The 22,162-nt window shown below is 41.6% G+C and carries 17 protein-coding genes; 5 read left to right on the top strand and 12 right to left on the bottom strand.

What is annotated here, in order from left to right; genetic code table 11:
* Positions 1 to 210 precede the first annotated feature (210 nt).
* Complete coding sequence (locus AHMF7605_RS08065; protein ID WP_106928150.1) at positions 211 to 891, bottom strand: TonB family protein; 681 nt, start codon at positions 889 to 891, stop codon at positions 211 to 213.
* Positions 884 to 1,465: an RNA polymerase sigma factor gene (locus AHMF7605_RS08060; protein WP_106928148.1), complete on the bottom strand. Its 582-nt coding sequence runs from the start codon at positions 1,463 to 1,465 to the stop codon at positions 884 to 886. The genes AHMF7605_RS08065 and AHMF7605_RS08060 overlap by 8 nt, the downstream gene beginning before the upstream one ends.
* 210 nt (positions 1,466 to 1,675) lie before the next feature.
* Here AHMF7605_RS08060 and AHMF7605_RS08055 point away from each other — a divergent pair, with 210 nt between their 5' ends.
* A complete protein-coding gene (locus tag AHMF7605_RS08055; protein ID WP_106928146.1) occupies positions 1,676 to 2,503 on the top strand; it encodes an energy transducer TonB in 828 nt (275 codons plus the stop codon).
* Between the two features lie 92 nt (positions 2,504 to 2,595).
* Here AHMF7605_RS08055 and AHMF7605_RS08050 read toward each other — a convergent pair whose 3' ends face one another.
* Both AHMF7605_RS08050 and AHMF7605_RS08045 read right to left on the bottom strand, forming a co-directional pair.
* Positions 2,596 to 3,339 (bottom strand): hypothetical protein, encoded by a 744-nt coding sequence (locus AHMF7605_RS08050; protein WP_317046510.1) that lies wholly within the window; start codon positions 3,337 to 3,339, stop codon positions 2,596 to 2,598.
* Positions 3,340 to 3,919: 580 nt separating this feature from the next.
* Entirely contained in the window at positions 3,920 to 5,104 is a 1,185-nt protein-coding gene (locus AHMF7605_RS08045; protein ID WP_106928144.1) for a proline dehydrogenase family protein, read from the bottom strand.
* Between the two features lie 266 nt (positions 5,105 to 5,370).
* Here AHMF7605_RS08045 and aroB point away from each other — a divergent pair, with 266 nt between their 5' ends.
* Positions 5,371 to 6,408, top strand: a complete 1,038-nt coding sequence (aroB, locus tag AHMF7605_RS08040; protein WP_106928142.1) for a 3-dehydroquinate synthase — start codon at positions 5,371 to 5,373, stop codon at positions 6,406 to 6,408.
* Entirely contained in the window at positions 6,405 to 7,646 is a 1,242-nt protein-coding gene (gene aroA, locus AHMF7605_RS08035) for a 3-phosphoshikimate 1-carboxyvinyltransferase (protein ID WP_106928140.1), read from the top strand. The genes aroB and aroA overlap by 4 nt, the downstream gene beginning before the upstream one ends.
* Positions 7,647 to 7,757: 111 nt before the next feature.
* Here the strand turns inward: aroA and AHMF7605_RS08030 are convergent, their stop codons facing one another.
* From AHMF7605_RS08030 to AHMF7605_RS08000, 7 genes are all read right to left on the bottom strand, one after another.
* A complete protein-coding gene (locus tag AHMF7605_RS08030) occupies positions 7,758 to 8,522 on the bottom strand; it encodes a MerR family transcriptional regulator (RefSeq protein WP_106928138.1) in 765 nt (254 codons plus the stop codon).
* Positions 8,523 to 8,684: 162 nt separating this feature from the next.
* A complete protein-coding gene (locus AHMF7605_RS08025) occupies positions 8,685 to 9,233 on the bottom strand; it encodes a hypothetical protein (RefSeq protein WP_146153544.1) in 549 nt (182 codons plus the stop codon).
* An 18-nt stretch (positions 9,234 to 9,251) separates the two neighbouring features.
* Positions 9,252 to 10,091 (bottom strand): ABC transporter substrate-binding protein, encoded by an 840-nt coding sequence (locus tag AHMF7605_RS08020; RefSeq protein ID WP_233218978.1) that lies wholly within the window; start codon positions 10,089 to 10,091, stop codon positions 9,252 to 9,254.
* 96 nt (positions 10,092 to 10,187) lie between these two features.
* The gene (locus tag AHMF7605_RS08015) at positions 10,188 to 11,258 is read right to left on the bottom strand and encodes a M42 family metallopeptidase (protein WP_106928134.1); all 1,071 of its coding nucleotides are present in this window, start codon (positions 11,256 to 11,258) and stop codon (positions 10,188 to 10,190) included.
* Between the two features lie 166 nt (positions 11,259 to 11,424).
* A complete protein-coding gene (locus tag AHMF7605_RS08010; protein ID WP_106928132.1) occupies positions 11,425 to 12,984 on the bottom strand; it encodes an acyl-CoA carboxylase subunit beta in 1,560 nt (519 codons plus the stop codon).
* 158 nt (positions 12,985 to 13,142) lie between these two features.
* Entirely contained in the window at positions 13,143 to 15,725 is a 2,583-nt protein-coding gene (locus tag AHMF7605_RS08005) for an ATP-dependent Clp protease ATP-binding subunit (RefSeq protein ID WP_106928130.1), read from the bottom strand.
* Between the two features lie 117 nt (positions 15,726 to 15,842).
* Positions 15,843 to 16,439 (bottom strand): WbqC family protein, encoded by a 597-nt coding sequence (locus tag AHMF7605_RS08000; RefSeq protein WP_106928128.1) that lies wholly within the window; start codon positions 16,437 to 16,439, stop codon positions 15,843 to 15,845.
* Positions 16,440 to 16,531: 92 nt separating this feature from the next.
* Here AHMF7605_RS08000 and AHMF7605_RS07995 point away from each other — a divergent pair, with 92 nt between their 5' ends.
* Positions 16,532 to 17,425, top strand: a complete 894-nt coding sequence (locus tag AHMF7605_RS07995; RefSeq protein WP_106928126.1) for a lysophospholipid acyltransferase family protein — start codon at positions 16,532 to 16,534, stop codon at positions 17,423 to 17,425.
* Positions 17,426 to 17,557: 132 nt separating this feature from the next.
* Here the strand turns inward: AHMF7605_RS07995 and AHMF7605_RS07990 are convergent, their stop codons facing one another.
* Complete coding sequence (locus AHMF7605_RS07990; RefSeq protein ID WP_106928124.1) at positions 17,558 to 18,190, bottom strand: L-threonylcarbamoyladenylate synthase; 633 nt, start codon at positions 18,188 to 18,190, stop codon at positions 17,558 to 17,560.
* A 281-nt stretch (positions 18,191 to 18,471) separates the two neighbouring features.
* Here AHMF7605_RS07990 and AHMF7605_RS07985 point away from each other — a divergent pair, with 281 nt between their 5' ends.
* On the top strand, positions 18,472 to 22,098 hold the full coding sequence (locus AHMF7605_RS07985; protein ID WP_106928122.1) for a PAS domain-containing hybrid sensor histidine kinase/response regulator: 3,627 nt from the start codon (positions 18,472 to 18,474) through the stop codon (positions 22,096 to 22,098).
* Positions 22,099 to 22,162: the final 64 nt, after the last annotated feature.

The following is a 22,162-nucleotide window of genomic DNA, read 5'->3' as shown; positions in this document are numbered from 1 at the left end:
AATCGGGTAAGCTTTTCTGCCAGATATTCTGAGATTCGGGAACAGATATAACGCTCCTCTAAAGATTGGATTAGTAACAGTATCAATCATTTCTGGTTAAGATAAAACCTTTCTCTTAAACGAAACAAGATGCGCAAAATATTGTTTCAAAACTATTTTATCTACTACATTTATTTCCTTCTCCGAATACAGCGGTGTTTTAAATTCAAGTTATTTAAATACAACCGACAAATTTACGACTTGCGCAATTTTTTGCTTTTGTTGGCTGGCGGGTTGCCAGGCCGGTCCTTTTTTTACTAAATCAATAGCTGCCTGATCGGTAGCTTTTTCTACACTTTGTATTATTTTAAAATTACTCAGGCTGCTATCGGGGTTTACGGTAAAACTGAGGATTACCCGGCCTTTCCGGGAAGCTCCCGCAGGCAATTGGGCGTGTTGTTTTAAATACGATTGCAAGTGACTGTAGCCTTGAACCGGTTGGGCAGATAAATCAGAATTAGAAGCTCCCGCCTTAGAATCGGATGGCACCGGTGGAGTGTTGGCAGTATGAACGGCATTCCAAACAATAGCTGCCGAAATCAAGATCAGAAAAACAATGGCGGTAGCTACCCCCCAAGCTTTAATATCGGTTAATAAAGTACGCGTTTTGCGGCGAGCGGTGCGCTTTTTAATTAAATGATTAAGCTCCAGTAAGGTGGCTTGCGACACTGAGGTATCCGCCCGGGTAAATCCTTCCAGAGCATCGGTGCAAAGCGAGCATTGCTGCAAATGAGCTTCCAACTGCTGTCTTTCGTCCGGGGTTACCTGACCGGCCAATAACTGAAAAAGCTTTTCCTGCGACAAATGGACGCCTATAGGTCCGGTATGAAATAAGGGTGGTTGGTCAATCATGGCGGCGATCAATGTATATTTTTAAATTTCTTTTCCCATTTTGGATGTAGCTTTTAATCTTATTTAAGTCGTAGCCCGTTAGTTCCGCAATTTCTTTGTACGATTTTTTATGCAGATAAAACAGTTCCACGCATTGCCGCTGTTCCGGAGGAATATGAGCTAAACCTTTTTCCAAAGTTTCTATTTTAGCATCCAGTATCAGTTCGGGCATTTCGGTATCTGGGCTTGCTTCGGTCAGCAATCCGTTGCGGGCTAGGGCTTTTACTTTTTCTTCTTTGGTTTTATCTGCCCGAAGTTTCATGAGGCAATGATTACGCGTAAGAACGTGCAGCCAGTTATAAAAATGAGTAACCTCTTGCTTTTTTAACACCCCCAATAATTGCTCAAAAATCTGCATTACCGCATCTTTGCTTTCTTCCGGATCTTTCAGGTATTTCAGGCACACGCCATATACCAGGTGCGTATAGCGCCGGTAAAGTTCTCCCACGTACGTATTGTCTTTGGTTTGCTGGTACAGGCGAATAAGCTCTTCGTCTTTTAGCAGCGACCCAGAAGATGATTTTCGGAACAGCATAGTATTCTAATTGGCGGCATTCTCATGGGCTTAAATACGGGCAAAATCAGGAAAAGAAAAAATTTTTTTTCTTATGGAAACCACCACCCAAGGGCATCTTACATATATACCATTAAACAGAAAGGAGGTAAGCCGCCATTACACCGAAGACGAGTGAAACACCCCAATGCATGAATAGCTATGTACCCTTTACCTTAATTTTTTACTCTTATGAAATTCTTGCCCGCTCCCGATTATTCCTTGGATGATATTGTTTTTGAAGGTCGTCATCAGGCTTACGGTGCTTACGCCCTCCGCAAAGCCTACCCGCAACATGTATTAAAAGATACCACTTATATGTTTGCGGCCGTAGGTTTGTTTATAACCGTTGCGCACGTCAGCCATTTACTATTCTCTGATCCGCTACCAGCTACCAGACCTCAGAATAATGTTATCCGGATGGAAACCGTAGTTTTGCCGAAAGTGGAAGAACGAATTATTCAACAACCAATTACGAAACATACTACTAAGTTAGTACCGGCCGGTGCTACTAAACGTTTTGTAACAAACCGGATAGTTCCGGATGCGGTTCCTGTTAAAGATAATATGCCTGACCAAACTTTACTTACCGAGGCAGAGCCTGGTTTAAAAGATGCGTTAGGAGAAATTAATAACGGAGCTACTCCCGCGGTTGATTTATCGGGAAGCTTAGGCAACAGCGATGCGGCCGGTTCGGAAAATGAAATAAGAGATTTTGTAGAGAAAATGCCCGAATTTCCGGGCGGGATGAAACAAATGTACGAGTTTATCCGGCAGAATTTACGCTACCCCCACGAAGCAAGCCGACTAGGGTTGGAAGGTTTGGTAGTAGTAACGTTTGTGGTAGATAAAGCCGGTCAAATTTCGGATATTAAGGTAATTAAAGACGTCGGCGGTGGTACCGCCGAAGAAGCTATCCGGGTGATCCGTAGCATGAAACCCTGGCAACCAGGACGGCAAAATGGCCAGCCGGTTTCGGTGCGTTTTACTTTGCCGTTGCGGTTTTCGCTGTCTTCCTGAAAGTATTTGTTTTACGTCATTTTTCCTAACTAAAAAAGCCTCACCAATATGGTAAGGCTTTTTTTTGTGGAAGTATGTAATTACTCAAAAAATTATCGGTAAATGCTTTCGCCGTGGCTGTTCCGCCACTCACTTTCCAGAAGGCGGGCATCATCTTCGGAACGGGGGTGAACACCCATTACAATACCGCCTTCTTTTACACCAGATTCATACTCTTTGGCGCGATCTTCCGGAATTCCGGAACCAACTAAAGCTCCCAGTAAACCGCCCGTTAATCCGCCCGCTCCAGCGCCTGCTAAACCGGCTGCTAATGGGCCCGCTATTATCAAACCTAAACCTGGTAAAGCTACCGAGGTACCAATGGCGGCTACCGCCCCTACAATTGCTCCTAAAGTACCGCCAATGGCAGACCCGGCTCCGGCTCCTTCTAAAGCTTTATCGCCTAAGTCAGAATCGGGAGTATGGTTACCAAAATGTTTTTTCCGGGTTTCATCCGACATTACCAAGTTTACATCATCTCTGCTGTAACCCCGGCTTTGTAACGAAGAATAAGCGCGCTCCGCACTATCCCGGTCCCGGAACATGCCCGTCATCATTCGGGATGTACCTGAAGAAGAAAAGCTGCCCGAGTTTGAACCACTTGAGGCACTGCTGCCTATAGTAGAACCTCCCACAGAAGAACCACTTAAGGCGGAATCACTTAAAGAAGAGCCCGCATTAGAGGAACTTCCGGCAGTGTTGAAATCGGAATTAGAAGTATTAAAAGGATTACTTGAATTATTAGGATTATCGTAGCTTCCGCCAGTCTGGTTGTTATTACCTGTTGTGTTTTCCATAGTTTTATCATTATTAGGGTTTAGAACTATATTTAGACAATTAAATTTATGTAAGTTAATTATCTGAATTTGTCTATGACTAAACGATGTACAAACTAATAAGTTACAAACTTTACTTAAACTTTACATAGAAGATACGAACAAGAAAGTAATATGAAAATATATATAAATAAGGATACTTAAAGGTTGTTGAAATTAATAAAATATTTACATCGCCCTGTTGCAGGACTTAGATGCGTTTGGGCTAATACTTTGTAAATTAATAAAGGAAAGTAATAAACTTAATCTGATAGTCTGGTTTGAAAGTAACTGTACATAGGAATTATCGCTAAGAGTCAATTTAATAAGGGTAGATTTTTAAAAATAAATCCTGGTAATATATATGTTTCCTGTACCTAAGCCATTAATTTGTATAGCAAGACATGCTATAGTTTAGAATTTAAACAAAAGGAAGAGCTCCTATCTAAAATTTACCCAATAACTTAAAAGCCTTCCCTTATTTACATTTGAAATAAGGGAAGGCTTTTGTTCTTTTATTATCCTTTCTAAGCTTTTAGCCTTTAAAGCTTTAAAAGGAAACTTACTTTGCCGCTTTACGTCGTTGCAATTCTTTTTTGATTAAGTTAAATTCCCGGCTGCTTTGGCCGGCAATGGCGGTATTTTCTTCAGCCCGGCGCAGTAAATAAGGTATAACCGCATCCACCGGTCCATAAGGTACGTATTTGGCTACATTGTAACCCGCGTGCGCCAGATTGAAAGATAAATTATCGCTCATGCCGTATAATTGCGCGAAGTAAATGCGCTTGTCGTTGGGAGCAATACCGTGCTTTGCCATTAAATCCACGAGTAAATAAGAACTAGCCTCATTATGCGTACCGGCACAAATGGCAATCCTATCGATATTTTCGATGCAGAAAGTTAAAGCTTCATTAAAGAGTGCATCCGAAGCTTCTTTGGTGGGGTTAATGGGATTGTCGTAGCCTTGTTCTGCCGCACGGCGAGCTTCTTTTTCCATGTAAGCCCCGCGCACTAATTTAGCTCCTAAATAGTAATTATGATCTACTGCATTCTGGTAATCGCGTTGAAGAATTTCCAACCGATCATGGCGATACAACTGGTACGTATTATAAACAATGGCTTTTTCTTTATTGTATTTCGCCATCATTTCGTAAGTTAAATTATCTACCACTTCCTGAAACCAACTCTCCTCGGCGTCTACAAAAATAGAAATGCCATATTGATGCGCCCGTTGGCAAAGAATGTCCATTCGGGCGTGGGCGCGGGTAAAAGCTTTTTCTTCCGCCGGACTAAGGGTTATTTTTCCTTGAACTTTTTCCAGGATGCGACTATCCGCAATACCGCTTACTTTAAAAACGGAGAAGGGAATGTGTTTAGAAGTATTTGCTTTCTCAATGGTAGCTAAAACTTCCTTAGTAGTGCGGTCAAAACTGTTCTCATCGTTTTCGCCCTCTACCGAATAGTCGAGAATAGTACCAATGTTGGCCTGCCCTAAACTTTGAATAGCCTGGTTACATTCGAGTAAGTTTTCGCCGCCGCAAAAGTGTTGGAAAATTGTAGGCTTAATTAAAAATTTAACGGGTAAGCCCCATTTAAAGGCCCGTTGTACCAAATTGCCACCGGTTTTTACCAGAAAATTATTATTCATGGTAGCAAAGAGCGTGTACATCTTCATTAATTCAGCGTTTGATTTAGAAGCAAACGCTATGGCTGTATCATCAAAAGAAAGCTTCCTTTCGGTTATCATGCACAAGTAATTAGAGTAAGTAAAATTTAGTATAAGGAATAGAGTACCTTTAAATGAAATGGCTATTGCCGGCTACGTTTTATTAACTGGTAAACAGCCAAAAAAGTTAAGTAGTTTATTTTCTTAGGTAAGTTAAACTCAAATAAGACACCAAGTTTTAAATAAAGTATGTTCCTTTATATAAAGTTTAAACTTTTACATAAGTAATTGACAAAGGTTAAATTTAATAGCTATTTTTAAGCCGAGAACTTTAGATTTATATTATTTTGTTAGAAAATATTTATATCGGACCGGAAGCCGGAGTGCAGCTGCAAACTTTTCTGAAGAACCGGGCATTTGATAAAGTTGCGGTTTTGATAGACGAAAATACGCGGGTGCATTGCTACCCTTTGCTGCGGCCGTACTTACCCGAACATACCCTGATTCAAATAAAAAGCGGGGAAGAACATAAAACTCTGGCCACTTGCGAGCAGGTTTGGCAAAAATTAACGGATTTAGCGGCTAGTCGCTGGTCAGTGCTGGTAAATATGGGGGGTGGCGTAATTGGCGATTTAGGCGGATTCTGCGCGGGTATTTTTAAACGAGGCATTTACTTTGTGCAAGTTCCTACTACTTTACTGGCCCAGGTAGATGCCAGCATTGGTGGTAAAACTGGTATCGACTTTAACGGTTTAAAAAATCATTTAGGGGTGTTTCAGGAACCTTTAAAAGTTTTTATTTACCCTGAATTTTTGAACACCTTATCGGAACGGGAAATAAAATCGGGTTACGCCGAAATTATAAAACATTGGTTAATTGCGGATGCGGCTTCGTTTGAAGAGCAAAGATACGTGGGTCTGATGACGGAAGACTGGACGAAATTAATTCAGGATTCGGTAGCGGTAAAAGCCCGCGTAGTAACCGCCGACCCCCGGGAACAAGGCTTGCGTAAAATTTTAAACTTCGGTCATACGATTGGCCACGCCTTGGAAACGTATTTACTATCTCAGCCGGAACGCCGCTTATTGCACGGCGAAGCCATTGCGGTGGGAATGCTTGGCGAAAGTTATTTATCCTTCCGGAAAGGCTTATTAACCCAAGCTGAATTAGCTAAAATAGAAACCTTTCTGTTTTCAATCTACGAAAAAGTAATGCTCCGAGGCAATGAGTTTTCGGCAATTGCGGCTTTGGCTTTACAAGATAAAAAAAATACCGGCACCACTATTAACTGCACTTTATTGGCGGGCATCGGGAAGGCGGTTTACGACCAACCGATTACTTTAGCGGAAATAGAAGCCGCACTAAAATATTATACTTCATTATGAGCCATTCTGGAATAATTATTTCGCATTCTACCGGGGTACTCCGCGGGTCGGTTAACTTACCCGCTTCGAAAAGTGAGAGTAACCGGGCCCAAATAATTAATGCGCTTTCGGGCGGAATGTCTACACTCGATAATTTGTCCGAAGCGAACGATACCAAAGTAATTACCCGATTGTTACAATCCGCAGCCGAAGAATTAAACGCCGAAGATGCGGGCACCGTCATGCGTTTTATGACCGCTTACCTGGCGGTAACGGATCAACGGAAAATAATAACCGGAACAGCCCGTATGCAGCAGCGCCCGATTAAAGTATTGGTAGATGCCTTGCACCAACTCGGAGCCAAAATTGAGTACCTGGGTCAGGAAGGTTATCCGCCTTTAAAATTTAACGGCATTGATCGGCAACAAGATTATCCTGCTACGTTACAAGTGCGCGGGGATATTAGCAGCCAATACGTTTCGGCTTTATTGATGGTAGCCCCGCTTTTTCCGCAAGGATTAACGCTGGAATTACAAGGTAAAATTGGTTCGCGGCCTTACATTCTCATGACTTTATCGCTGATGAAGCATTTTGGGGTGAAAGGCACTTTTGATGGAACTACAATCACCATTCCGCCGCAAAAATACCACGTGAACCAGTACACCATTGAATCGGACTGGTCAGGCGCCAGTTATTGGTACAGCATGGTAGCCCTGGCGCCGGAAGCTACCGTTGAATTAAAAGGTCTCCGTTCCGAGTCATTCCAGGGCGATAGTGTCATTGCCACGATTATGGAGCATTTGGGGGTGCGCACAACGTACGTAGGAGGAGAAGTAATTTTAACCAAAAGCGATAAATTAGAGCCGTTCCGCTTTGATTTTACCGATTGCCCGGATTTAGCTCAAACAGTTGCGGTGGTGGCGGTAGCCAAAGGTATGGCCGTAGAAATGACTGGTCTGGAAAGTTTACGCATTAAAGAAACCGACCGGATTGCCGCCCTACAACAAGAATTAGCTAAAATTGGCGGCGGCCTGGAAGATAAAAGCGGTGGATTATTCAGAGTGAAACCAGCCAGTACTATTTCCAATAATCCGGTTTTTAAAACGTACGAAGACCACCGAATGGCAATGGCTTTAGCGCCCATTGCTTTACTTACACCCATTACCATAGAAGAACCCGCAGTGGTAAAAAAATCTTACCCTGGTTTTTGGCAGGATTTAACACAACTAGGTTTTACAATTCAAAACGTAGAGAAATAAACCGTAAAATACTCTCTGACTTCAAATGGAAAGCCTAAACTTCTGAATAAAGATTTAGAAGAAATAAAAAAGTCCTCAAACATAAATGAGGACTTTTTATTTAACTAAAAGTTATTTTAGCTGTTTGGCAAAATGCTTCATCGCTTTGTTTAGGAACTGAGCAAAAACCGGGTTCGGTTTACCTTCCTGACTAGTATAACGCTCATCGCTTACGTATAAGTCGCCTAAACCGGCATACGCCTTTGCCTGTTTGTCTGGGGTGGCTGATGTTCCCCAAAACTCCCGAATAATTTCGTAATGCTCGGCAATTTCCTTTTGTACTTTTTCGCTCGTTGGTTCTTCGTTCATTAAACTTAAAAGTTTCTTCAGATTGGCATTGGCCTGTTCTTTTAAGCGTTCAAAATCAGGTTTTGTTTTGTTGCGCAGGTGGTTTTCAGAATGTTCGAACGCGGAACCCCATTTTTCCTGGGCTTCTTTTCGCCACGTTTCGGTAGTTTCCTTGGGTAAACCTTCGTATAATTCTTCGGTAGATAACATGGTTTTGTTTTTTAGGTGATCAATCGTTTTGTCAATGGTTTGCAATAAGGTGTCCAGCCGTTTTTTTCGTTGCTGTAGTTCTTTTTTATGAAGTTCTAACGCCGACAAAGTATTAAAGTGCGGATCGTCTAGAATTTCCGCAATCTCTTTTAAAGGCATTTGTAATTCTTTGTAAAAGAGTATTTGCTGCAACCGTAAGGCCTCCGCCTTTCCGTACATCCGGTATTTTTTCTCGGTACGGATAGAGGGTTTGAGTAAACCGATTTGGTCGTAAAGGTGAAGCGTCCGGACACTTACCCCCGCCAATGCAGCCAGCTTTTTTACAGAATAACGTTCCACGACTTATTGCTTATTTACCGAACAAACATAAGGTATGACGTAAGGGGAGAGTCAATGATTTTTTGAAAAATTTTGGGAAAATACAAACGGCGGAAAACGTAAAACAAATTAGGAAGATAAAATAGTAGAAGATTTTTCGCGCCGAGCGGCCGTTTTATAAAATTATTGATTTAACAGAACTAATGTCGAATCTTTTTTTCCCTCCGGTTTGTAGTGAATAACAGCGTAAATATTTTTAACTACTTCCAATTTTGAGATTTCGGTGGGCTCATGTACAGATCGAAACTCGGCTACTGTTTTTTCAAATAGCCATAACTTGTTTTCTTTTATCGTATAGGAACAACACCCGCCTAAAAAGCCAGTAAATTCCCGGCGAATTTGGTAGTTTTTATCCGCTAATACATAAGTAGGAGGCACTAAGAACGCCAATAACAGGGAACCGATTAGTCCTGCGAGTATTCCATCTGCCAGCCTTGCTAAGAATATACCAATCGGGGCCAGGATATAGAAAGAGGTATAGAAGGCTATTCGTTTATGTTTTTTGATAGATATAAAGAATAATAAAATTCCGGATAGATAGGTTTCTACTTTCCATACGTAAACTAACCAGCCATTTAAACCGAATCCTATCAATACAAAGGTAAATAAGTGAATTATAAGAATAATTAACATGCTGAAATGTAGCCGCTTCAATATTTGATGGAATTTCATAGCTAATAACTTTATAAGTTATAAGGGTTGGTTGGCAGATTTATCATTCCGGCAATTTGAGTTCTTAAAGTTTAGCTCGGCTTTTACTTCTTCCACTAAATTCTCAAAATACTCCGCCGAATATTGCAGACGACTGCCGTACCACGAGAAGAGCTCACCATCCACTAGCTTGACTATTGCATGCGGGCAAATATTTCGGAATTCTTGGATGTGTTTTTCTTTGAATGGGTAAGGCTCCGATGATAGTAAAATTAATGTAGGATTAGCGGCTTGTAGCTGTTCAGCATTAATTTCCGGATAGCGGTTGTAGGCGCTAAAAGCATTCAGGAAACCACAAATTTTCAACATTTCATGGATGAAGGTATCCGGACCCACACTCATATAAGGCTTTCGCCAGATAAAATATGCCGTGGGTAAATCAAGAGTAGAGTTAATTTTTTGAAAAAAAGTCTTTATTTTTTGCGTAAGCTTTTCCGCGGCGACGGCGGTGTTGGTAACAAGGCCAATTTGTTGCATCATTTCTAATGCTTCTGCCAGGTTAGAAATATCACTCATCCAAACCGGGTAATTTTCTTTTAATTGTAAAATACCATCTCGGTAATTTTCTTCTTTGTTGCCAATAATAAAATCCGGTTGTAAGGCATTTATTACATCAAAATGAAAGTTCTTGGTCCCGCCAATAATCGTTTTATTTTTAACTTTTTCGGCCGGGTGGATGCAAAATTTAGTAATTCCTACCATTTGTTCACCTAAACCCAAATCAAATAATAGCTCTGTTTGCGAAGGAACTAACGAAATAATGCGTTGGGGCCGGCTAGGTACTTCCACTTCGAAGCCCATCTGATCTCTTACTAACATGATTGTTTTAGTTGGCAATGTACAGAAACAAAAACACCTCACCATTTTAGTAAAGGTGAGGTACTATATGGAAGACATCTTTTGTAAAACAGAAGATTAACTCAAATACCGGAAATCGTAACCAGCTGATAACTGAATTAAAAATTCATACATTAATTTGGAAACGTTTTCTACATCGTCGAAGTGAACCGTTTCTACGGTAGTATGCATGTACTTAAGAGGCAACGAAATTAAAGCGGAAGCAACTCCCTCGTTCGAATAAGCAAAGGCATCGGTGTCGGTGCCGGTACTGCGGGTGGCGGCGGCTCGTTGGAAAGGTATTTCGGTTTTCTGGGCCACGTCGAAGAGCATGTCGCGTAGATTGTTCTGCACCGCCGGACCGTACGTAATTACCGGGCCCTTGCCGCAATAAATATCGCCACTTACTTTTTTCTCGTACATGGGCGCTTGCGTATCGTGGGTTACATCCGTGATGAGCGCTACATTGGGTTTTATGCGGTGAGCAATCATCTCGGCGCCTCGTAAGCCGATTTCTTCCTGCACGGCGTTTACGATATACAAGCCAAAAGGTAATTTCTTCTTATTTTCCCGCAGCATTCGGGCTACTTCGGCAATCATAAAACCCCCGATACGATTATCGAGCGCGCGGCCTACCAGGTATTTTTCGTTTAATACCATTACTTCGTCCTCGAAGGTAATAACCGAACCCACGTGTATTCCCAGGTTTTCTACTTCTTCGCGGGAATTAGCACCGCAATCCAGGAAAATGGTTTCGATAGCGGGGGCTTTATCCTGCTCTACTTTGCGAACGTGGATAGCCGGCCAGCCAAAAACTGCTTTTACGATACCTTTACGAGTGTGAATGTTAACACGTTTAGAAGGAGCAATTAAAGCATCCGAGCCGCCGTTGCGACGGACGTAAATGTACCCTTGATCGGTAATATAATTAACAAACCAACTAATTTCGTCGGCATGCGCTTCAATAACAACTTTATATTCTGACTCCGGATTTATTACCCCTACTACGGTACCGTACGTATCTACAAAATATTCCTCAATGTAGGGCTTTAAATAGTCGAGCCAAATTTTCTGACCTTCCGCTTCAAATCCCGTTGGGGCTGCCGTATTTAAGTATTTCTGTAAAAAATCAAAGCTTTCCTGTCGCATGTGTTAGTCGATAGTCCATAGTCGATAGACCACAGACTTTAATTTTAAATGTTGAACGGGTAAATTATTAAATAGTTAAATTGTGGGATTGTAACATTGTTGAACAAATGAATTGTTAAACTAAAAAATGATTTAACTTTCTCACTTGCAACCTGACAACCTGTAACTACAAAGGTATATTCCCGTGCTTTTTACGGGGAAGCTGGTCTACTTTGTTTTCCAACATCTTAAATGCTTTTATTAATTTAGCCCGCGTTTGCTCCGGCAAAATTACTTCATCAATAAATCCCCGGTGAGCTGCCCGGTAAGGAGTAGCAAATTTCTTCTGGTATTCTTCCACTTTTTCGGCCAGTTTGGCTTCCGGATCCGGATCTGCCGCAATCTCGCGCTTAAATATAATTTCGGCGGCACCTTTAGCACCCATTACCGCAATTTCGGCCGTAGGCCAGGCATAATTTAAATCAGCCCCAATATGTTTAGAGTTCATAACATCGTAGGCACCGCCGTAGGCTTTGCGCGTAATAACTGTAATACGGGGAACCGTGGCTTCACAGAAAGCATACAATAATTTAGCTCCATTTGTTATAATGCCCCGCCATTCTTGGTCGGTGCCCGGTAAAAATCCCGGTACATCTTCCAGCACAAGTAAGGGTATATTAAAGCAATCGCAAAATCGTACAAAACGCGCCGCTTTGGTGCTGGCATTTATGTCTAAAACCCCGGCTAAAACCGCGGGTTGATTTCCCACAATACCAATGCTGCGGCCGGCTAAACGGGCAAATCCTACTACAATGTTTTCCCCAAAGTTTTGGTGTACTTCTAGAAAGGAATCGGTATCGATGATACCTGTAATTACTTCCCGAATATCGTAAGGTTGGTTAGGATTATCCGGAATAATGTTATTTAATTCCGGACGGGTTTCTTCTTCCTTAGAATCGTAGGGGAGAGGGGGCGTGGTATCTTCGCAGTTTTGGGGAATATAACTAATTAATTTTTTTATGGTATTCAGGCACTCTACCTCGTTGGCACAAGAAAAATGTGTTACCCCACTTTTCATACTGTGCGTGCTGGCTCCACCTAATTCTTCGGAAGTTACATTTTCGTGGGTTACGGTTTTTACCACATTAGGGCCAGTTACAAACATATAAGAGGTATTCTCGACCATTAAAATAAAATCTGTAATGGCCGGCGAATAAACGGCACCTCCCGCGCAAGGCCCCATTACGGCAGAAATCTGGGGTATTACACCGGATGCTAAAGTATTTTTGTAAAAAATATCGGCGTACCCACCCAATGAAACCACTCCTTCCTGAATACGGGCTCCACCGGAATCATTCAAGCCAATTACCGGAGCCCCGTTCTTCATGGCTAAATCCATGATCTTAACTATTTTCTCGGCGTGAGTTTCGGAAAGAGAACCGCCAAAGACGGTAAAATCCTGCGAAAATACGTATACCAATCTGCCGTTTACCGTGCCATAACCGGTTACCACCCCATCACCTAAATAATACTCTTTGTCCAGGCCAAAATCTTTGGAGCGATGCATGACAAATTTTCCGATTTCTTCAAAAGAGCCTGGATCCAGAAATAAATCAACCCGCTCGCGGGCAGTAAGTTTCCCTTTAGCGTGTTGAGCATTAATGCGGGCTTGGCCCCCACCTAATAAAGCCTCCGCGTTCTTTTGTTCTAAAATTTCTATTTTACTTAAGCCGGTTGTGTCTGCCATGTAATGCGCTGCTCGGGTGGGTTTAGATAGTTACGTGTGTAAATTTATAAAAAGATGAACTACCACCAGAATAAATTTTTAATAATATTAAGTTAACGTTAACAAACAAAAAAGGCTGACAATACTGTCAGCCTTTCTATTAAAACTCTATTATATTTTTACTCGGTTGCTTTTGGATCCGTAGTTCTAGGCTCCGTTTCCGGCAATTCATCTTTTTTATCGGTAGTGCCTTTACCACTGTTCTTCGACTGGAACGTTAAAGTTTCCTTGCCTTCTTCGTGGTCGATGATAATGGTATCGCCGTGGGTCAATTCCGCTTTCAGAATTTCTTCGGCAATCGGATCTTCCAGGTATTTCTGAATCGCCCGGTTCAACGGACGAGCACCGTACTTAGGATCATAACCTTTTTCGGCTACAAAATCTTTAGCTTTATCCGTTAATTCAATTTTGTACCCTAAGGCATCCACGCGGTGCAGCAATTTGCCCAACGAAATATCGATGATTTTATGAATATCTTCGCGATTAAGCGAGTTAAACACAATTACATCGTCCAGACGGTTCATAAATTCCGGCGAGAAGGTTTTCTTCAGCGCACTGGCGATAGTGCCTTTCATGATTTCGTCCATGTTTTCTTGCTTGGCTTTAGAGGCGAAACCGATACCCGCGCCAAAATCCTGTAAATCGCGGGCTCCAATGTTCGACGTCATAATGATAATGGTATTCCGAAAATCTACCTTACGGCCTAAACCATCCGTTAAAATACCATCATCCAGTACTTGTAACAATAAGTTATAAATATCCGGATGCGCTTTCTCAATCTCATCTAATAATACCACTGAATACGGTTTCCGACGGATTTTCTCGGTTAACTGACCACCTTCTTCGTAACCTACGTAGCCAGGAGGCGCTCCCACTAAGCGCGATACGCTGAATTTCTCCATGTATTCGCTCATGTCAATCCGAACTAAAGCATCCTCTTTATCGAACAAATAAGTAGCGAGAACTTTAGCTAACTCGGTTTTACCTACCCCGGTCGGACCTAAGAATACAAAAGAACCAATTGGCTTTTTCGGATCTTTCAAACCTACCCGGGTGCGCTGAATGGCTTTTACTAACTGCGCAATGGCTTTATCCTGACCGATAACTCTACCACGCAGTTCTTCGCCCATGTTCAACAGTTTTACACCTTCTTTCTGAGCAATACGTTTTACCGGAATACCTGTCATCATAGCGATTACTTCGGCCACGTTTTCTTCCTTAACGGTATAACGTTTCTTCTTGGTTTCTTCTTCCCAGCTTCTTTTAGCGGCATCCAACTGATCGATTAATTTTTTCTCTTTATCGCGCAACTGAGCCGCTTCTTCGTATTTCTGCGATTTTACTACCCGGTTTTTCTCAGTTTTGATATTCTCAATTTGCTCTTCGAGTTTTAGAATATCTTCCGGTACTATAATGTTGTTAATGTGTACGCGGGCACCCGCTTCGTCCAAGATATCAATCGCTTTGTCTGGTAAGAAACGGTCACTCATGTAACGATCTGATAACTTCACGCAAGCCTCAATCGCTTTGTCGGTGTACAATACGTGGTGGTGATCCTGGTATTTATCTTTAATGTTGTTCAGAATCTCGATGGTTTCTTCCGGCGATGTTGGATCTACCATTACAATCTGGAAACGACGGGCTAAAGCGCCATCTTTCTCGATGTACTGACGGTATTCATCTAAGGTAGTAGCCCCGATGCATTGAATTTCGCCGCGAGCCAGAGCCGGTTTAAACATGTTGCTGGCATCTAAGGAGCCAGAAGCGCCACCCGCACCCACAATGGTATGCAGCTCATCAATGAACAAAATTACATCCGGTGATTTTTCCAATTCGTTCATCACGGCTTTCATACGCTCTTCGAACTGACCCCGGTATTTGGTGCCAGCAACCAAAGAAGCTAGATCCAAAGTAACGACGCGTTTGTTAAACAACACGCGCGATACCTTTTTCTGCACAATACGTAAGGCTAAACCTTCGGCGATAGCGGTTTTACCTACCCCGGGTTCCCCAATTAAAATCGGGTTGTTCTTTTTACGCCGACTTAGTACCTGGGCAACGCGTTCGATTTCTTTTTCGCGGCCTACTATGGGGTCAAGTTTGTCTTCTTCGGCCAATTTGGTTAAATCGCGACCAAAGTTATCCAATACGGGAGTCCGGGATTTTTCGCCAGGTTTTTTGGCAGTACTACCTTTGCTGGAGCTGCTGCCAAATAATTTATCGTTGTCGTCGTTGTCGTCGGTATCGGAAGACGCCATGGGATTATTGTTTTGATAATCCAAGGAATCTCTTATGGTTTCGTAGTTCACGTTAAATTTGGCTAAAGTTTGCGAAGATATGTTATCTTCATCCCGCAGGATGGAGAGCAATAAATGTTCGGTGCCAATAATATCGCTTTTAAATATTTTGGCTTCCAGGTAAGTAATCTTCAATACCTTTTCGGTTTGTTTCGTGAGCGGAATGCTGCCAGTGATGCTGGTGCCGGGGCTCGCCGTATTACGGGTAGCCTGCTCTAAAGCATACTTCAACTCGTCGATCGAAATACCCAGTTTTTTCAGCAAGGTAATAGCAGTACCTTCGCCTTCGCGAATCATACCTAAAAGCAAGTGTTCTGTACCTATATAATCATGACCAAGTCGAATAGCTTCTTCACGGCTAAGCGAGATGACCTCTTTTACTCGGTTTGAGAATTTAGCTTCCATGTATATTAATTAAAAATAAAAAATGCATTCCATTTGATTGCCGCCGTAACAAGATAAGCGTTTATATTTTAAAAACAAGCATTTGTACGTAATTGTTCAGTGTAATAATAACTGAAATTACAGGTAGTTTTTCGCTGCTGGACCTTGTGAAAACAACAAATCAATTATACTCAAATTAGGGGCAAATTGTTTGCCAAACACCTGTTGGTAAGGTTTAATGTCCAAAATGGCAGACTTCTTCTTCGGGTGAATCTGATTTCGTAAGTCTAGTACCCCGTTTGGGTACAAAGTGATATACTCCTTTGTGTAGGTAATAGGTTTGCGGATTTGCAAACTTTTTAGATAAAAGTTTAAAAGAGCTTCATTTAACCCGAATAATGTAGGAACGCGCTGCTCTAAAATTTGTTGTAATAAATCGCTGTAGTAAGTAAAATAAGGAGCGCTCCCGTAGCCCGATTTAATAGTTCGCCAGTGGGTATTTAGCCATTTCTGGTCGTAATCAATTTCAACTTCTGTTATTAATGTTTTACGGTTGCCTTTTTTTACCGGGATAGTTAAATCTTTTACGCCTTGTGCCGTTAAAATAGAACAGCGATTGCGATAACTTTGTTTTAGGTAATGCTCGTGCTGTTCGAGCCAGATTTCATCGGTTTTATTTACCCGCTGAAAATAAGCAATACACGGGTTATAATGAATTTCAGATAATAGCGGCATATACAAATCGGCTTCAATACCGCTATATTAGCATCTTTTATGAGAAATCGTGTGGAAGGTACTAAATCTTCTAAATCAAACCAATTGCCCTCATGAAGAAATTACCCGTCCGGAAACGGTATTATTTGCTTTGGTGGCTGTTGATAGCCATTGCTTGGCTGCCTTTCCCGGTTCTTTACTTTATTTCCGATGGATTATACGTTTTAATATACCATATAATTGGTTATCGCAAGAAAGTAGTTTTGCAGAATCTACATCGGGCTTTTCCGGAAAAGAGTAAGGCACAACATTTAAAAATTGCCAAACGGTTTTATCGTAACCTGACCGATATTATTATAGAAACCATAAAACTGGCTTCTATTTCGCTGCCGCAATTAAAAAAACGCGTACAAATACTTAATCCGGAGATAATTGAAGCGGAAACGAATAAAGGGAATTTGGTTTTAGCCCTGGGCGGCCACCAGGGAAATTGGGAATGGGCTCCTTCGGGCGGAATTCCTTTCTTAAGTTGCCCTATTGACGTGGTTTATAAACCTTTGAGCAATAGCTTTTTCGAAGCATTCGTGTGGCATATTCGTACCCGATTAGGTCCTGATTTAGTGCGCATGAAAGATAGTTTGCGGCATTTAATTCAATATAAAAATCGGCCGCGGCTTTTCTGTATGTTATCGGACCAAACCCCGCCCAAAAGCGAAATTCAGTATTGGACTACCTTTATGAACCAGGATGCCGGTTTTTTTGTAGGCGGCGAAAAACTAGCCAAGGCTTTTAATATGACGGTGTTTTTTATTCATGCGCAACGAGTGGGCCGGGGTTATTACCATTTTAAATTTATTCCGATGGAGCCCACCGAAGCCGCTTTACAAACAGCCTTTCCCCTGACGGAACAATTTGCCCGCATGCTGGAAAACTGGATTCACGAAAACCCCGCCGATTATCTTTGGTCGCACCGTCGCTGGAAACATGCCCGCCCGGTGGGCAGTTGAGAGTTAAAAGTTATGAGTTATGAGTTTCGGAGCGATTTTATCGCTAAAATTTATGAAAGCTAAATAAACTTTTAAGTATTCTTTTCATTAAATTTTAGATAGATTTTAAACTCATAACTCTTAACTTATTAGTCAAACGAAGTTTGCTATATCGCCGGCTCCCTGCCGAAGAACCTCAAACTGCTCATCTTCGCAAATAACAACCGTAGAGGGTACGTTCTTGCCGTAGCCCCCATCTACTACGGCATCTACTAAATGCCGAAATTTTTCATAAATTAGCTCCGGATCAGTAGCATATTCGATTATTTCATCGTCGTCGTGGATAGAGGTTGAAATAATGGGATTACCTAGTTCCCGGACAATGCATAATGGAATCTGATTATCCGGTACCCGGATACCAACGGTTTTTTTGCGGATGCCCCCGAGTCGGGGTACTTTGCTGCTTGCTTCCAGTACAAAAGTAAAAGGACCCGGAAGGGCTTTTTTCATTACTTTGTAAACCGAAGTAGAAATATTACGGGCATAATCAGCAATATGCGTCAGGTCGGCACAAATAAAAGACAAATTGGCTTTATCGGGTTTAATGCCTTTGAGTTGACAAAGCCGTTCTAAAGCTCGGGCATTATGCAAATCACAACCCATTCCGTAGATGGTATCAGTAGGGTAAATTACAATTCCTCCTTTGCGTAGAATATCTACCACCTGCATAATTTTGTTCAGAGGCGGATTATCCGGATGAATTTTTAATAAAGTAGCATTTGCCATAAAAATTTTTAATTAAGTATAAACTATTGCTTATTCTACCGCCTAAGTAAAAATTGGTTTATTTTTTTACCGAACTATTTCGGCTGGTACCTGGTTTTCAGGTCCAAATGCATTAATTCCCTGATTTAATTGCCCCATTGTAGTTTAAACCGGATTTATATTCTAACAAGAAAAGCGTGGTGTTTTTGTTTTATTTAAATAAGATTAACTCGCCGTCAAAAAATTAAATTTGCATTTTTACGGTTTCATTACAAAACAGGCAGGTTGGTACGAGTAAAAATATGCAAACAAATCTATTGGATCAAATACAGGAATTACAAATTAAACTAGCGAAAGCCGAAGAAGATAATCAACTGTTAAATGAACAATTAATACAAAAAGAACCAATCCTTGCGCGCTACACAACAGCTCAGCCAACGAACCAGCTAGTAGCTAAGCCATCTTACACGTACGACACGGTTTTCCGGCAATTATTTCAGGAAAGCCCGGAGGCTATGGTTATTTTGTCTTTAGAAGGAACTATTCTGGGCGTGAATCATACATTTTGTACTTTATTGCAATATTCTGAATCAGAACTGCTTCGCCTCAATTACTACGATGTAGTAGATATAACCGATCCCAAACAGGTGGTTTTCCGGCAGGAAAAAAGCCGGACGGGCAAGTTCCGAGGAGAAATGGTTTTGGTCCGCAAAGATGGTAGCCGGTTTTTAGCCGATATTAGTTCGAACGATTACATGGATCAAGACGGCCAGTTTAAATGTTGGGGAATAATAAGGGATATTTCGGGTGAGCGAGAAGCTTTACTACGTTCCGAACGGGATTACCGCGATCTTTTTAACAAAGCCAATGATGCTATCCTCATATTTGATCCGGAAACAGAACAAATTTTTGATGCTAACCACAAAGCCTGCCAACTTTACGGCTATTCCCTGCCGGAGTTTACGAACATGAGTTTGCAGGGTATTTCTAAAGATATTGTCCGGGGTAAGGCCTATTTACAACAACTTATTCGTACCGGTACCCTGGAAAATGTAGAAACTACTCAATACCGAAAAGATGGTAATGAAATTCATTTTTCGGTAAGTGCTTCGTTTATCACTTACCAAGGAAAAAAAGCAGTATTATCTATTAACCACGACATAACAGAACAGAAAAAATCTGAAAAAATATTGCTGGAAAGTGAAGAACGCTTTGCGGCGTTTATGGACAATAGCCCGGTACTAGCCTGGATGAAAAGCACCCGCGACTGGTGCTATAGTTATGTGAACTTAACTCATAAACATGTTTTGGGGCTATCGCGCGAGATGGTAGCTAATAAAACGGATTTTGACTTATGGCCAGAACCAATAGCTGCTTCTTTGCACCAAAATGATGTAAAAGTGGCAGAAAGTCAGCAGGCAATGGAATGCCGCGAACAGGTAATCCTGCCGAATGGATCTAAAAGGCAATTTTTAGTACATAAATTTCCCATTCATACTTTAAATGGTGCTTCGTTTGTTGCCGGTACAGCGATAGATATTACCGATTTGGTTCATACCCAACAGGCTTTACAGGAAAGCGAAACCCGCAATAAGGCGGTGTTGGCGACGGCAATGGAAAGTATTATTAGTATGGACCATAGTGGTAATATTATAGAATTTAACCTGGCAGCTGAAAAAACTTTTGGCTACCGCCGGCAAGAGGTAATAGGTAAAAAACTTCATGATATTATTCTTCCACCTTATTTACGGGAAGGGCATGCTTCGGGTCTGTTGCACTACTTTAGAACCGACGAAACTCAAATTATGGGTAAGAGGGTAGAATTAACTGCCATGCGCGCCAACGGCGAAGAATTTCCGGTGGAGATTTCTATTACGGCCAGCGGTAATTCTAAAACTCCTGTTTTTACCGGTATTATCCAGGATATTAGCGAACGCAAAGCGGCGGAGAATACATTGCGGAAAAGCGAAAAACAGTTCCGGTTAATAACCGAGAACATGACCGATTTAGTTTGTTTGCATGACCCCGAAGGAAAAATCATTTATGCTTCGCCTTCCGCCCAAGATATTTTAGGTTATGCTCCGGAAGATATGATGGATGTTTCGCCGTACGAGTTTATTCACCCGAAAGATAAGAAACGAGTAATCGAACAGGTAGTAGCGGTGCTGGAAAGAGGCAAATCAACTAAAAACATTGAATACCGGATTCGCCGGAAGGATAATCAATACATTTGGGTAGATAGTGGCTTACGTCCCATATTTAATTCAAACCGGGACGTAATTGAAGTACAAACCGTGTCGCGGGATATTACTGCCCGCAAAAAAACGGAACGTAAGCTTAAAAAGGCAAAAGTAGCCGCCGAAATCTCGGCGGTGGCAAAGAAAAATTTCTTAGCGAATATGAGTCACGAAATTCGGACCCCGCTTAATGGTATTTTGGGCATGGCCGGTTTGTTAAATAAATCCCTCCTGAACGACCTGCAACAAAGATACCTGAACATTATTGATTATTCGGCCCGTAACTTATTAGTCATTATCAACGATATCTTGGACCTGGCGAAAATTGAATCGGGTAAGTTGGTGCTGGAACAAATTCCTTTTAATATTCAGGAGATTTTGCAGGGTGTGCAGCAAGCCTTGGAGTACAAAGCAGAAGAAAAAGATATTCTCTTAATTGTAAAAAGTTTTAATTTAAATCAGCCGTTTTTAATTGGCGATCCGCATCGTCTTACCCAAGTATTGCTGAATTTAGTAAGTAATGCTATTAAGTTTACGAACCAAGGAGTAGTCATTATTCAAACAGAAGTTCTGGAGGAAAACGATACTGCGCTTACCTTACAATTTGCGGTAAAAGATTCGGGTATTGGCATACCATTCGAAAAACAGGAAAGTATTTTCGAAGGCTTTATGCAGGCGCATGCCCATACTTCCCGCAATTATGGGGGCACTGGCTTAGGTCTTACTATCTGTAAAAATTTAGTAGAGAAGCAAGGAGGCCGTATTTGGGTGGAAAGTATCCCGGGTAAGGGGAGTAAGTTTACGTTTGAACTTACGTTTCAAAAAGCGGCCGCTGCTCTAATTGAAAGTGCTTTTGCGGAAGAACAAACCATTGATTTTACTAGTTTAGGACAATTAAAAATACTACTGGCCGAAGACAATGCGGTTAATCAGTTTTTAGCCCAATCTATTATGCACAATTGGGGTTTTACCGTGGATATAGCCAAAAACGGTAAAGAAGCCGTGGAATTAGCTTCTCATCAATACTACGATTTAGTATTAATGGACATCCAAATGCCCGAAGTAAGTGGCATGGAAGCAACGCAGCAGATCCGGCGCCTAACTGATCCCCGGAAGGCCAATATCCCCATCATTGCGTTAACGGCCAATGCTTTAAAAGGAGATGCCGAGCAATACATTGCTGGTGGTATGAACGATTACCTGGCTAAGCCTTTTGAAGAATGTAAACTTTTTCAGAAAATAGCAGCTAATATAGCTCCAACTAAACCCAAGCAGGCTGATTCCTTATTAATTATAAAAAACGCAATAAATTTGACTATATCCCACAATGCAATGCCCGAAAAAGTTTGTAACCTAGCCATATTGCAAAGCATGGCCAATGGAAATACCGAGTTTTTAATAAAGTTTTTGCAAATGTTTATTGAGCAGGTACCCCCGCAGGTTCAGACCATGCAGGAAGCCGTGGCCCAAGCCGATTGGGCGAAAGCAGGTAATCTGGCGCATCAGCTAAAAGCAAATTTTGATACTGTAGGAATTTCTGCCTTGCACCAGCCCATTCGGGATCTGGAAACGAACGCCCGGCAACAAACCAATTTAGATGGCATTCCCAACTTAATGGCTATTATTCAAACTGTAACCAAACAAGCTATTACAGAATTACAAGCCGAAATGGATCACTTGCAAAAGCAATAGGCTGCTTCTTCACAACGTTTAATATTTTACGGCAGCAATTTTTGGTTTTAACTTAGTCGATTCA

The sequence above is a fragment of the Adhaeribacter arboris genome, assembly GCF_003023845.1.
Lineage (GTDB): Bacteria > Bacteroidota > Bacteroidia > Cytophagales > Hymenobacteraceae > Adhaeribacter > Adhaeribacter arboris.
This window is presented reverse-complemented; position numbering and strand designations above follow the sequence as displayed.